Annotated in this window: 12 protein-coding genes; 8 read left to right on the forward strand and 4 right to left on the reverse strand. The window is 68.1% G+C overall.

Annotated elements, in window-relative coordinates; all coding sequences use genetic code 11:
• Positions 1-119 precede the first annotated feature (119 nt).
• Both ABC766_RS25650 and ABC766_RS25655 read left to right on the forward strand, forming a co-directional pair.
• Positions 120-2,189 (forward strand): M3 family metallopeptidase, encoded by a 2,070-nt coding sequence (locus ABC766_RS25650; protein WP_345819781.1) that lies wholly within the window; start codon positions 120-122, stop codon positions 2,187-2,189.
• Between the two features lie 84 nt (positions 2,190-2,273).
• A complete protein-coding gene (locus ABC766_RS25655) occupies positions 2,274-3,212 on the forward strand; it encodes a hypothetical protein (RefSeq protein WP_342144158.1) in 939 nt (312 codons plus the stop codon).
• 21 nt (positions 3,213-3,233) lie between these two features.
• Here the strand turns inward: ABC766_RS25655 and ABC766_RS25660 are convergent, their stop codons facing one another.
• Complete coding sequence (locus ABC766_RS25660; RefSeq protein WP_043345819.1) at positions 3,234-3,452, reverse strand: hypothetical protein; 219 nt, start codon at positions 3,450-3,452, stop codon at positions 3,234-3,236.
• A gap of 173 nt (positions 3,453-3,625) precedes the next feature.
• Positions 3,626-4,018: a DUF2267 domain-containing protein gene (locus ABC766_RS25665; RefSeq protein ID WP_043345824.1), complete on the reverse strand. Its 393-nt coding sequence runs from the start codon at positions 4,016-4,018 to the stop codon at positions 3,626-3,628.
• Between the two features lie 354 nt (positions 4,019-4,372).
• Here ABC766_RS25665 and ABC766_RS25670 point away from each other — a divergent pair, with 354 nt between their 5' ends.
• The 6 genes from ABC766_RS25670 to ABC766_RS25695 all read left to right on the forward strand — a co-directional run bounded on the left by ABC766_RS25670 (position 4,373) and on the right by ABC766_RS25695 (position 11,500).
• Positions 4,373-5,116: a (Fe-S)-binding protein gene (locus tag ABC766_RS25670; RefSeq protein WP_345819782.1), complete on the forward strand. Its 744-nt coding sequence runs from the start codon at positions 4,373-4,375 to the stop codon at positions 5,114-5,116.
• The gene (locus ABC766_RS25675) at positions 5,113-6,684 is read left to right on the forward strand and encodes a lactate utilization protein B (protein WP_043380074.1); all 1,572 of its coding nucleotides are present in this window, start codon (positions 5,113-5,115) and stop codon (positions 6,682-6,684) included. The genes ABC766_RS25670 and ABC766_RS25675 overlap by 4 nt, the downstream gene beginning before the upstream one ends.
• Positions 6,681-7,274 carry a LutC/YkgG family protein gene (locus tag ABC766_RS25680; RefSeq protein ID WP_345819783.1) on the forward strand — a complete coding sequence of 198 codons (594 nt, stop codon included), beginning with the start codon at positions 6,681-6,683 and terminating at the stop codon, positions 7,272-7,274. Before ABC766_RS25675 ends, ABC766_RS25680 begins: the two co-directional genes overlap by 4 nt.
• A gap of 70 nt (positions 7,275-7,344) precedes the next feature.
• Positions 7,345-8,205: a transglutaminase-like domain-containing protein gene (locus ABC766_RS25685; protein WP_053609889.1), complete on the forward strand. Its 861-nt coding sequence runs from the start codon at positions 7,345-7,347 to the stop codon at positions 8,203-8,205.
• 675 nt (positions 8,206-8,880) lie between these two features.
• The gene (ilvD, locus tag ABC766_RS25690) at positions 8,881-10,611 is read left to right on the forward strand and encodes a dihydroxy-acid dehydratase (RefSeq protein WP_043380071.1); all 1,731 of its coding nucleotides are present in this window, start codon (positions 8,881-8,883) and stop codon (positions 10,609-10,611) included.
• Positions 10,598-11,500: a tetratricopeptide repeat protein gene (locus ABC766_RS25695; protein ID WP_043345803.1), complete on the forward strand. Its 903-nt coding sequence runs from the start codon at positions 10,598-10,600 to the stop codon at positions 11,498-11,500. Before ilvD ends, ABC766_RS25695 begins: the two co-directional genes overlap by 14 nt.
• Before the next feature lie 27 nt (positions 11,501-11,527).
• On the opposite strand, the gene ABC766_RS25700 is transcribed toward ABC766_RS25695, so the two are convergent.
• Together ABC766_RS25700 and xth are read right to left on the reverse strand one after the other, a co-directional pair.
• Positions 11,528-12,151, reverse strand: coding sequence for a glutathione S-transferase family protein (locus tag ABC766_RS25700; protein ID WP_345822840.1), 624 nt, complete (start codon positions 12,149-12,151; stop codon positions 11,528-11,530).
• Between the two features lie 71 nt (positions 12,152-12,222).
• Positions 12,223-13,017, reverse strand: a complete 795-nt coding sequence (gene xth / locus ABC766_RS25705; RefSeq protein WP_345819784.1) for an exodeoxyribonuclease III — start codon at positions 13,015-13,017, stop codon at positions 12,223-12,225.
• Between the last annotated feature and the right edge of the window lie 50 nt (positions 13,018-13,067).

A 13,067-nucleotide genomic window follows, 5' to 3' on the forward strand; every position in this document is an offset into this window, starting at 1 on the left:
GTGGTTGACGGACCCGTCGAACGGGCCACTGTCTTTCCGATCGCGCCGGCAGACCCCATGTCGGCGCACCGGCGGCGCGGACAGACGCGGCGTCGCGTGGACGTATCGTTGAGGACCGCATGTCGGACGCAGCTGATGCCGGGCTCCCGAGCCTGCCGCAGGACAATCCCTTCCGCGAGGCGCATTGGAGCACCCCGCACGGCCTTCCGCCGTTCGAGCGGATCCGACCGGAGCACTACGGGCCGGCCTTCGCAGCGGCGCTTGAGGCCCACGCTTCCGAGATCCGCGTGATCGCGAGCCAGGACGCTCCGGCCACCTTCGGCAACACCGTGGAGGCCATGGAGCGGGCCGGCCTCGCCCTCGAGCGCGTCGCCGGCGTCTTCTACAATCTGACCGGCAGCCATACGAACCCGGAGCTTCAGGCCATCGAGCGCGAGATCGGCCCCAAGCTCGCCCGGCATGGAAGCGCCATCTACCTGAATCCCGAGCTTTGGGCCCGGATCTCGGCGATCGCCCCCGAGGGTCTGGAGCCGGAGGAGCGCCGGGTCCTCGACCGATACCGGATCCGCTTCCGTCGGTCGGGGGCCGATCTCGGGCCCCAGGACAAGGCCCGCATGGCGGAGATCGCGGCACGCCTGTCAGAACTCGGCACGCGGTTCAGCCAGAATCTCCTGGCCGACGAGAGCAGCTTCATCCTGCCGCTTCGGGGCGAGGAGGATCTGGCCGGCCTGCCGCCGTTCCTGCGGGCCGCCGCCGAGAGCGCCGCCAAGGAGCGCGGCCTCGACGGGCACGTCATCACTCTGTCGCGCTCGCTGATCGAGCCCTTCCTGGTCTTCTCGACCCGGCGCGACCTGCGCGAGCGCGCCTATGCGGCCTGGACCCGGCGCGGCGAGAACGGCGGCGACACTGACAACCGTGCGATCCTCGCCGAGATCATCCGGTTGCGCGCGGAGCGGGCGCGGCTTCTCGGGTTCGCGAGCTTCGCCCATTTCGCCCTCGACGACACGATGGCGGCGAGTCCCGAAGCGGCGACCGGCCTTTTGCGCGACGTCTGGACGCCCGCCCGGGCGCGGGCGGCCGAAGAGCGGGACCGCCTCCAGGCGACGATCCAGGCCGAAGGCCACAACTTCGCGCTCCAGGCGCACGATTGGCGGCACTACGCCGAGAAGGTGCGTCGCGCCGAGCACGACCTCGACGAGAGTGAGATCAAGGCCTACCTGCCGTTGGAGCGGATGATCGAGGCGGCGTTCGACACGGCCTCCCGGCTGTTCGGCCTGACCTTCACGGAACTCTCCGACGTCCCCCGGTATCATCCCGATGTCCGGGTCTGGCGGGTCGGCAATCCCGACGGGTCCGAGGTGGGCCTCTTCCTCGGCGATTATTTCGCCCGGGCCTCAAAGCGGTCCGGCGCCTGGATGAGCGCCTTCCGCTCGCAGGAGCGCCTGAACGGCCCGATCACGCCGATCATCGTCAACGTGATGAATTTCGCCAAGGCGCCGGAGGGCGAGAGCACGCTGCTGTCCTTCGACGACGCACGCACCCTGTTCCACGAATTCGGCCACGCCCTGCATGGTCTGCTATCGGACGTGACCTACCCGCTCCTGTCCGGAACGGCCGTGTCGCGGGACTTCGTCGAACTGCCCTCGCAGCTCTACGAACATTGGCTGGAGCAGCCGCAGGTCCTGCGCGCCCACGCGCGGCATCATCGGACCGACGAGCCCATGCCCGACGCCCTGCTGCAGAAGCTGCTGGCGGCACGGACCTTCAACCAGGGTTTCGCCACGGTGGAGTACACCGCCTCGGCCATCGTCGACATGACGCTGCACCTCTCGGCGGAGGGCGAGGCCGGGCTCGACGTCCCCGTCTTCGAGTCCGAAGCGTTGCGGCGGATCAGCATGCCCGCCGAGATCAGCATGCGGCACCGGACACCGCACTTCGCCCACATCTTCTCGGGGGACGGCTACGCGGCCGGGTACTACAGCTATCTCTGGTCGGAGGTGCTCGATGCGGACGCGTTCGACGCGTTCCGCGAAGCGGGCGACATCTTCGATCCGGAGACGGCCAAGCGGCTGCGGACCTTCGTGTACGGTGCCGGCAACCTGCGCGATCCGCGCGAGGCCTACACGGCCTTCCGCGGGCGGATGCCCAGCATCGAGCCGCTGTTGAAGAAGCGTGGTCTGGCGGCCTGAGCCGCGCGCCCGCGGTAAGGGTTTCGTAAACAAACGTCCTTAACGAACGCTTGCAGCGCGAGGCCGCGTGCGGAGTTCGGGGCGATGACGAAGATCCAAGCCAAGCAGGCCGTTTCCGAGGGCATCTCGCCGGCGGATCTGCTCAAAGCTGTGGTCACCGGAAAGGCGGAAGTTGCCTCGGCGGCGACCGCGTCCGTGGAGCCTCCCGCGGGCAAGGGCTTCGCTCGTCCGTTCCTGTCGCGCCTCGATCATAAGCGGCTCGCGCTCCCGGGCGCGGCGTTGGCCGTCGGCGCAATTCTGGGCGGGAGCGTGATGGTGCTCTCCCGCCCGGCAGCCGTGCGGCCCGATGCGATTGCGGCTCTCGAAACCACGCTCGATGCCGGCCGGACCGAAACCGTTCGGCTGGCCGGCGACATCGCGCAGCTCCACACCGTCCTCGCCGACCTTCGCGCCTCAACGGACGCCGCGCGGAAAGAGGCCGCGAACCGCAGCAGCGCCCTCGGCGAGCGTCTGGCGCAGGTCGACAAGAGTCTCAACGCCAAGGTCGCGGCGCTCGGCGAGCGCCTCGAGCAGGGCGAGCGCGAGCACACCGCCCGGCTCACCGGCCTCGCCGCGCAGCTGGAGCGCCGGACAGCCGCGACACCGGTCGCCGCGAAGGCGGAGCCGACCCAGACGGGAAGCATCGGCGAGCCCGCCCGCGCCAGCGAGGGGAAGCCCGAGGTCAAGGTGGCGGACGCCAAGGTGGGCGAGGCCAAGGCAGGCGAGGCTAAGACTGGCGAGGCCAAGATTGGCGAGACCAAGCCGAAACCGGCGGCCTTCGACAGGCCGCCGGTGATCGAAGGCTGGGCTCTGCGGGACGTCTACGAGGGCACGGCGGTTTTGGAGAACCGGCGCCGCCGCTTGGTCGAGGTCTCGCCCGGCGACATCCTTCCGGGCGTCGGTCGCGTGGAAGGCGTCGAGCGACACGGACGGGAATGGGTGGTCGTGACGCGCCAGGGTCTCGTCACGTCGCAGCCCTGGTAGGCTGACCGAAACCGAACGGCCTCAGCGGCTGGGACAGCCGGTCGGGGCCAGTTCGCCGGGCGCAATCGGGAAACGCGGCTCGATCGTCATCGGATCGGCCAAGGCCGCCGCGCGCTCCGCCCGTTGGCGCCCGTGCCTCAGAGCGCGGGTCTGCGCCGCGCGGGTCGGATGCAGGATGGCAGCGAGCAGGGTCTGCCCTTCAAACTCGCTGTCCAGGTTCTTGGCTTCGAAGACGGGCATGGCCGGCCTGCTTGAGAGCGGAACTGGACACTGCCAAAGGCGTCGATCCAGCCCGCATCCCTAATAACGGGGATCGCGTGGACAGGTTCCGTCAAGCTTTCGCCTCGAAACCTCTTTTTTACCTTCGTCCAGGCGGCACCCGAATGCAGTGCGACCGCGCACATCGATGGGCGTCAGACGAATTGGTTCAAGCCGGGGATCGAGCCGATGATCGGGCCCATCGCGTCCTCGCCCACCTTCTCGCGACCGAAAGCGAACAGCTCCTGGCCGAGAGGCTGCATCTGACCCATCGGGACACCGGCGGCCATCAGCTTCTGACCCAAAGCCATGACGCCGCCGCCGCCCATCATGCCGCCGAGCATGCCCATCAGACCGCCGCCGCCGCTCTCGCCGGCATTCGACTCGGCGATCAGGGACTCGGAGCCCGGCAGGGCAGCCAGGAGTTGACCGACCTCGGTCGCCGGCCCTTCTTTCTGCAGGAAGGCCAGGATGTGCCCGATGGCGGTCTGAGCGGTCGCGGCGTCGAGCCCGGTGCGGGTGGTGACGCGGGCGAGCAGTTCTTCCATGGTGATGATCTCTTCGGAACGCTTCCAGACGTCATTCGACTCTGAGGCGTCGGAAATCAAGCGCGCGGCCCAGCATCCTCGGGAAACTCTCCGGCTGCGCACGGAGGAGCGTCACCCCTCGACCGGATCGAGGACGCCGACCGCCAAGCCCCGGGAACGACGTCCCCTGACCGCGGATCCACGGCCTGGAAGACGGAGGGGCGGCGGACCCCGCATCAACGGCGCGCTGCGTTACATCGGGCCCGGTGACGCAGTGTCCGATCTCGCCAAGATCAGCGACATCCGGTAGACCCACCACCAATCTTGAACCGTTCCAGATCGCCGCGCGGCCGATCTTCAGGGAGTTGTCGCACCATGCGGGTCGGCCTGTTCGTGCCGTGCTACGTCGACGCCTTCGAGCCCGAGGTGGGGATCGCCACCCTCGAGCTGCTGGAGCGGCTCGGCTGCACGGTGGAATACCCTTACGATCAGACGTGCTGTGGTCAGCCGATGGCCAATACCGGTTGCCACGCCGAAGCCGCCGCCACCGAAGCGCTGTTCGTGAAGAACTTTTCCGGCTTCGACTATGTCGTCGCGCCGTCGGGATCCTGCGTCCACCAAGTCCGCGAGCATCTCACCGCGATCCCCCAGACCGACGCGGTGCGCCACGTCCGTGCCAGCACCTACGAGCTGGTGGAATTCCTGCACGACGTGCTGAAGGTCGAGGACCTGCCCTGGACGAACTTCCCTCATAAGGTCGCCTATCACACCAACTGCAACGCGTTGCGCGGCATCCATCACGCGCGGCCATCCGAGTTGGTGAAGCCCTACTATTCGAAGCCCCTCGACCTGCTGCGCCTCGTCAAGGGTGTCGAGCTCGTCGATCTCGCCCGGCCGGACGAGTGCTGCGGCTTCGGCGGGACCTTCTCGGTGTTCGAGCCCGCCGTCTCGGCCAAGATGGGCTACGACAAGGTGGCCGACCAGAACCGCGCCGGCGCCCAATATGTCGTCTCGGCGGATTCCTCCTGTCTCATGCACCAGAAGGGCTGCGCCGAGCGCCTGGGCCTGCCCCTCAGGTACATCCACATCGCCCAGGTGCTGAACGGAGCCACCGCATGAGCGCCGAGGATCTGAATCCCCGCGAGCGCGACGGCGTCATCCACCCGGAGGTGCGCGCCAGCCACGACGAGAGTGAACGCGCGCAGGACGGACGGCGCCTCCAGCACGCCGAGGCGGCCTCGAAGCCGATCCGCGCGCCCCAGGTCCGTGAGCCGCAGCCCCGCGGCGCGAAGATCCGGGGTGACCGTCCGATCAATCAGTCCGAAGCCGCCGAGCGCTTCCTCGCCGCGCCGCTGCACCAGGCCGCCCACGACGAGCGGCTGTGGGACCTGCGCAAGAAGCGCGACGTCTCGGCCCACGGCATTCCCGAATGGGAGGAGCTCCGCGAGCTCGCCTCGCAGATCAAGACGCACACGCTGAGCCATCTCGACCGCTATCTCGAGCAGTTCGAGGCAGCCGCGAAAGCCAACGGCGTCCATGTCCACTGGGCCAAGGACGGGGCCGACCACAACCGGATCGTCCTGGAGATCCTGCGGAGCCACGGCGCCAAGACGCTGGTGAAGTCGAAGTCGATGCTCACCGAGGAGTGCGGCTTCCGCCACCACATGGCGGCGAACGGGATCGAGGTGATCGAAACCGACCTCGGCGAGCGGATCCAGCAGCTCGACAACGAGGAGCCGAGCCACGTCGTCGCGCCAGCGGTCCACAAGACCCGGATGGACGTGGCCGAGGTCTTCGCCAAGACGCTCGGGACGGACCCGGATAACGACGACGCCCACTATCTCGCCGAGAGCCAGCGGGAGACGACCCGCCCCTACATCCTGAAGGCCGATGCCGGCATGACCGGCTGCAACTTCGCGATCGCGGAGACCGGATCGGTCGTCACCTGCACCAACGAGGGCAATGCCGATCTCTCCGGCAACGTGCCGCCGCTCCAGATCCACTCCATCGGCATCGAGAAGATCATCCCGAAGGTCGAGCATCTCGGCGTCTTCATCCGCCTGCTGTCGCGCTCGGCGCTCGGCTCGCCGATCACCCAGTACACCTCGCATTTCCGCGCGCCGCGGGCGGGCACCGAGATGCACATGGTGCTGGTCGACAACGGCCGCTCCGAGCGCCTCGGCATGGAGGAGTTCTGGACCTCCCTGAAATGCATCCGCTGCGGCGCCTGCATGAACACCTGCCCGGTCTACCGGCGCTCGGGCGGCCTCTCCTACGGGGCGACCTATTCGGGGCCGATCGGGCTGATCATCGATCCGACCTTCAACAAGCGCAAATACTCGACGCTGCCGTTCTCCTCGACGATGAACGGCTCGTGCACCAACGTCTGCCCGGTGAAGATCAACATCCACGAGCAAATTTTCGCGTGGCGTAAGGTGCTGGTCGAGGAGCACCAGATCCCGGCGCTCAAGCAGGGCATGATGAAGGCCGCCGGCGCGGTCCTGTCGCGCCCGGCCGCCTACCGGGCCGCGATCGGCGCGGCGGATTCCGCCCTGAAGGTCCTGCCGCGTTTCGCCGTCTACAATCCGCTCAACACCTGGGGGAAGAAGCGCGAGATGCCCGACGCCCCGCGCCAGACCTTCCACGCCTGGTACAAGCAGAACCGCATGAAGGACACGCGTCGATGAGCGCCCGCGACGCGATCCTGGACGGCATCCGCAGGAATCGGCCGGCCGGCGATTTCCCGCTGCCGGAGGTGCCGCTGTTCACGCCCCTCGTCGGCGACGACCATGTGGCCGAGTTCGGCGAGCGGCTGAAGCGGATGGGCGGCCGGGTGGCAGAGCCCGGCGCCGGTGATGTCTTCGCGGGGGTCCGCGAGCGACTCGATGCGGCCAAGGTGATTGCCTCCGCGGTACCGGAACTGACCGGCAACCGAGACCTTCGGAGCGTCCGCGCCCCGCAGGAGGTCGAGGACGTGGACGTGGCCGTGGTGCGCGCCGTGTTCGGCATCGCCGAGACGGGATCGGTGCTATTCACGGAGGATCAGCTGATCGTCAACGCGGTCGCCTATCTCGCGCAGCACCTCGTCGTTCTGCTCGATCCCGCCGATATCGTGCCCAACGTGCAGGCCGCCTATCGCCGGCCGGAATTCGGCCGCTCGGCCTACGCGGTGCTGCACACCGGACCGTCGGCGACCGCCGACATCGAGGGCGTGCTGATCCACGGCGCGCAGGGCGTGCGCTCGCTCACGGTGCTGATGCTGCCGCGGTGCGCCTGATCCGGAACCCACGATCGGGCGCGCCCCTTGCTTGGGCGGCGGATAGGCCGTCATCCGGCAAGGAGATCCGATGCGCTACATCCTCGGTTGCAGCCTGTCCTACAATATCCTGTCGGACACCACCTTCATCTTCAATCTGGAGGTGGCGAAGCTGAAGAGCGTCGAGATCCTGACCGAGAGCCTGGTCCTGACGCCGAACCTCAAGCGCGACCTCTACACCACGCCCGACCACCAGAACCGCTATCTCGCGGTCAACGTGCCGACCGGCCAGTTCGCGCTGGAGTACAATGCCGAGGTCGATCTCACGGTGCATCGGGCCGATCCCGCGACGATCAACGAGACGCCGATCGGGCAATTGCCCCTCGACATCCTGCCCTTCCTGCTGCCGAGCCGGTTCGTGTCCTCGGACCGGCTGACGCCGTTCGCTCTGGCCGAATTCGGCGCGCTGCCCAAGGGCTATGGCCGCGTGAACCAGATCTGCAACTGGATCCACGACCACATCGCCTATCAGCCGGGCTCCAGCGACGGCGAGACCACCGCGCATGAGTCGCTGCTCAAGCGCGCCGGCGTATGTCGCGATTTCGCGCATCTCGGCGCCGCCTTCTGCCGGGCTCTCGGCATCCCGGCCCGGTTCGTGAGCTGCTACGCCCACGGGCTCGTTCCGAGCGACTTCCACGCCGTGTTCGAAGCCTATCTCGACGGCCGCTGGTGGCTGTTCGACGCCACAAGGCAAGCCGACCTCGACGGGCTGGTGCGGATCGGCGTCGGACGCGATGCCGCCGAGATCGCCTTCTCGACGCCCTTCGGCAACATGCAGCCGGTCAACCAGCAGGTGCGGATTCAGCGCGCGGACGGGCAGGGCAGCCCGATGCCGCGCACGGTCGACGCCATCTCCACCGAGATCCCGGCGCCGCAGAGCGGGGCGGCCTGAGCCGCGACCCGCGTGGGATCAGGCCATCCCGTGATCCTGTGATCCCGTCCGGCCGGTCGCCGGCGGACGCCGTCACGGGATCGTCTTCCCGCATCGGAAAGCGTGCCCACCGGTGGGGTCGCCTGGACATACGCCCTGTCCCGGGCGGGCTAGGGTGCGGTCCTGCAGGGCCCGCGTTCGAACGAACCGCGGATCCGGTCCCACGGGTTATTTCCCGATCCGCCCAGGTCTTTCCGGCGCAGACCGCGCACGGCGATAATGCTGCGCCGACGATCTCCGGCCGGTTTTGCCGCGGCGCGGGTGGATTCCTCTGCGGAGATCCGCGCTGATCCTGAAGACTAGACGGATCGAGGCGGATCACCGGGCGGTGCCGTCGCGATTGTCCTTCTTTTGGTCCTGGCGAGCGAAATGGCTGCAAGCGTGGCTGTGGCGGGGTCGCAACACCGTAAAACGATCCCGGCTCCGCCCCGAGACCTGCCTGTAAACGCCGCGATCCCGCCATAGTCCGGGCCCACCTCAAGATCCGCGGTAAACGGCAATCTCGACAACGATTTACCGATCGGAAACGAGGACTTCCCGAGCACGCGGATGAATATCCCGGCGCTTCGCGAACGGCGACGCGCCGCGGTTCAGCGCACCCTCGGGATCGGCTGTGCGAAGGCTTGGTCTGAAGTCATGGTGACGCGTTTGAACGACAAGTCGAAGCTGCCGAGCCGCCACGTCACAGAGGGGCCCGACCGCGCCCCGCACCGCTCCTATCTCTATGCCATGGGTCTGACGCGCGAGCAGATCCACCAGCCGCTGGTCGGCGTCGCCTCCTGCTGGAACGAGGCCGCGCCCTGCAACATCTCGCTGATGCGCCAAGCGCAGGCGGTGAAGAAGGGCGTCGCCGCCGCCAACGGCACGCCGCGCGAATTCTGCACCATCACGGTGACGGACGGGATCGCCATGGGCCATGGCGGCATGCGCGCGTCGCTGCCGTCCCGCGAGGTCATCGCCGATTCGGTCGAGCTGACCATGCGGGGCCATGCCTACGATGCCCTGGTGGGACTTGCCGGCTGCGACAAGTCCCTGCCGGGGATGATGATGGCCATGGTGCGCCTCAACGTCCCCTCGATCTTTATCTACGGGGGCTCGATCCTGCCGGGCTCGTTCCGCGGCAAGCCCGTGACCGTCCAGGATCTGTTCGAGGCCGTCGGCAAGGTCGCCGTCGGCGACATGAGCCTGGAGGATCTGGACGAGCTGGAGCAGGTCGCCTGTCCGTCGGCCGGCGCCTGCGGCGCGCAGTTCACCGCCAATACGATGGCAACCGTCTCCGAGGCGATCGGCCTCGCGCTGCCTTACTCGGCCGGCGCCCCGGCCCCCTACGAGATCCGCGACAAGTTCTGCGCCACCGCCGGCGAGAAGGTGATGGAGCTTCTCGCGAATCGGATCCGCCCGCGGGACATCGTCACCCGCAAGGCGCTGGAGAACGCCGCCACCGTGGTGGCCGCCTCCGGCGGCTCCACGAACGCCGCCCTGCACCTGCCGGCCATCGCGCATGAATGTGGCATCGAATTCACGCTGTTCGACGTGGCGGAGATCTTCCGCCGCACGCCCTACATCGCTGACCTGAAGCCCGGCGGGCGCTACGTCGCCAAGGACATGTTCGAGGTCGGCGGCATCCCGCTGCTGATGAAGACGCTCCTCGACCACGGCTTCATGCACGGCGACTGCATGACGGTCACCGGCCGCACCATCGCCGAGAACATGGACCGGGTGACCTGGAACCCGGACCAGGACGTCGTCTACCCGGCCAACCGGCCGATCACCCCGACCGGGGGCGTCGTGGGCCTGAAGGGCAACCTCGCCCCCGAAGGCGCCATCGTGAAGGTCGCGGGCATCCCGGCCGAGAAGCAGGTCTTCACCGGCCCGGCCCGGGTGTTCGACGGCGAGGAGGCCTGCTTCGCGGCCGTGCAGTCTCGCGGCTACAAGGAAGGTGAGGTCCTCGTCATCCGCTACGAGGGGCCCCGGGGCGGTCCCGGCATGCGCGAGATGCTGTCGACCACCGCGGCGCTCTACGGGCAGGGCATGGGCGACAAGGTGGCGCTGATCACCGACGGGCGTTTCTCGGGCGCGACACGCGGCTTCTGCGTCGGCCATGTGGGACCCGAAGCCGCCGTGGGCGGTCCGATCGGCCTGATCCGCGACGGCGACGTCATCACCCTCGATGCCATCCAGGGCACGCTCAGCGTCGCTCTCTCGGACGAGGAACTCGCCGAGCGGCGGAAGGCCTGGACGCCGCGTCCGAACTCCGCGACCTCCGGCTACCTCTGGAAATACGCGCAAGGCGTCGGCCCGGCGCTTTACGGCGCCGTGACCCATCCGGGAGGTGCCAAGGAGACGCAGAGCTATGCGGACGTCTAGGACTGACCTCAGCCGGCGCAGGGCGCCGGTCGGGGCCGATCCCGGTCGGTTCCGGTTCGCCCGCGGCCTCGCCGTCGCGACCTGGGCGCTCGCTTTGCTTGCGCTTCCGGTCGAGACCTCGCGTGCGCTCGACGCCAATGTCCGCACGCCCGTTCAGGTGCCGGTCGCCGACAAGAGCTATCGCTCGGCCAAGGACGCGCTCCGGGCCGGCATGCGGGAGTACAATGCCGGCGACAAGCAGGGCGCAGCCCGCGCCCTCGAATACGCGGCCGGCCAGGGCCACGCCCTGGCTCTATGGAAGCTCGGCCGGATGTATGCCGACGGCGACGGCGTGCCCCATGACGACTTGAAGGCGTTCGAGTTCTTCTCCCGGATCGCCGATGCCAGCACCGATGACGGACCCGACCCGCAGAACTCGGCGGTTCTGGGCAGCGCCTTCACGGCTCTGGGCACCTATTTCCTGGAAGGGATCAAAGGCACCTATGTGCGCCCGAATCCCGAACGCGCTTACGACATGTTCAACTACGCCGCGTCGTACTACGGAGATCCCAACGCGCAGTACAATCTCGCCCGGCTCTACCTCGACGGCACGGGCGTCGAGGCCGATCCGAAGCAGGCGGCGCGCTGGTTCAACCTCGCAGCCGAGAAGGGCCACCATCCGGCGCAGGCACTGCTCGGGGACATGCTGGTCAACGGTCTCGGCGGGATCCCGATCCAGCGGGTGAGGGGCCTGATGTGGCTCTCCCTCGCGCGGGAAGGGGCCGAAGCGCGGAAGGACGACTGGATCGTCGCGCTCTACGACAAGAACTGGGCGGCCGCGAGCGAGGACGACCGCGCCGAGGCGCAGACGCAACTGCAAACCGTGGGCTCGATCCGGCGGCGGCGCTGAGCGCCGCCGCCGGACCGCCCGGCCGGTTCAGCCCTTCTTGGCCTCGAGTGCGGCCTTCAACGACGGCCGCGCCAGCGTGGCGTCGACATAGGCCGCAAGCTTGGGCCAGCGGTCGGCATCGACCTTCGCCTGCGCCAAGTGCAGATTGTAGAAGCTGGTCGCGACGGAGATGTCGGCGATGCTGAACGCGTCACCGACCAGATACGGGCCCGAGATCTCGCGCTCCAGATAGTCGAACAGCGGCGGCAGGTCCGTGTCGAGCGCCTGGGCGACCGCACCTTCGTCGGTCGGCTGCTTCATCATGTTGGGTTTCAGCACCCGCTGGACGAAAGGCACGATCAGCTTCGCGAACAGTTCGGTGTCGCCGAACTTGTCGAACCAGACGGCGCGGCCGAGCGCCTTCGGTTCGGTCGGAACGAGGGCCGGCGTCGGGTGCTTCCGCTCCAGATACCAGAGGATCGCCGATGAATCGGCAAGGCGGAAACCATCGTCCTCGATGGCTGGAATCTTCCCGAGCGGGCTGGCCGCCTGGAAGTCGGCATCCGGCGCGTGGAACATCACAGGCCTGTGCTCGTAGGCAATGCCCTTCTCGGCAAGCGAGACCAGGACCTTGCGGACGTAGGGCGAATAGCCGGTACCGTAGACGATCAAGCGTGGCTCCTGAGCTGAAAGACGGGCGGCGACCGGTCTGGTCGCTGCGCCCGCCAACATGGGTTATCTTTTCAGCCGGCCGTCAGTTCCACCGTCACCGGCACATGATCGGACGGCTTGTCGAGCCCGCGCAGATGCTTCTGGACCGAGGCCGAGACCAGCCGGTCGCCGGCCTGGGGCGACAGCAGCACGTGATCGATGCGGATCCCGGCATTTCGCTGCCAGCAGCCGGCCTGGTAATCCCAGAAGGTGTAGAGCCCATCGCGCGGGTCGCAGGCGCGCAGCGCATCGGTATAGCCCTCGGCGAGAAGCGCCCGGAACGCCGCGCGGGTCGTCCCGAGAAAGAGCGCGTCGGAGCGCCAAGCCTCCGGATCGGCCGCGTCGGCAGGTTCCGGGATGACGTTGTAGTCGCCCGCCAGCACCACCGCGATCTCGTCCTGCAGGAGTGCCCGGGCGTGGAGCCGCAGCCGCTCCATGAAGGCGAGCTTGTAGCCGTATTTCGGGCTGTCCACCGGATTGCCGTTCGGCAGATAGATTGACGCCACGCGGACCGGGTGCGTCTCCGCGCCGGAGATGAGCGCCTCGATGTAGCGGGCCTGCTCGTCCGATGCATCGCCCGGAAGCCCGCGCCGGATCTCGGAGAGGGTGAGCGGTTCCCGGACGAGGAGCGCCACGCCGTTATAGGCCTTCTGGCCCAGCGTCTCGACCGTGTAGCCCGCCGCCTCGATGTCGGCCCGCGGGAAGGCCTCGTCCTGGCACTTGAGTTCCTGCAGGCAGACCACGTCGGGCCGCGCTTCCGCGAGGAAGGCGAGAAGATGCGGGAGCCGCTGCTTGATCGAATTGACGTTCCAGGTGGTGATCCGCATCGCCTCGCTTCCGGTCGCCGCCGGGCCGTCATCCGCGCTTCGCGTCGCGC

Source organism: Methylobacterium fujisawaense, assembly GCF_039619325.1.
Classification (GTDB): Bacteria; Pseudomonadota; Alphaproteobacteria; order Rhizobiales; family Beijerinckiaceae; genus Methylobacterium; species Methylobacterium fujisawaense.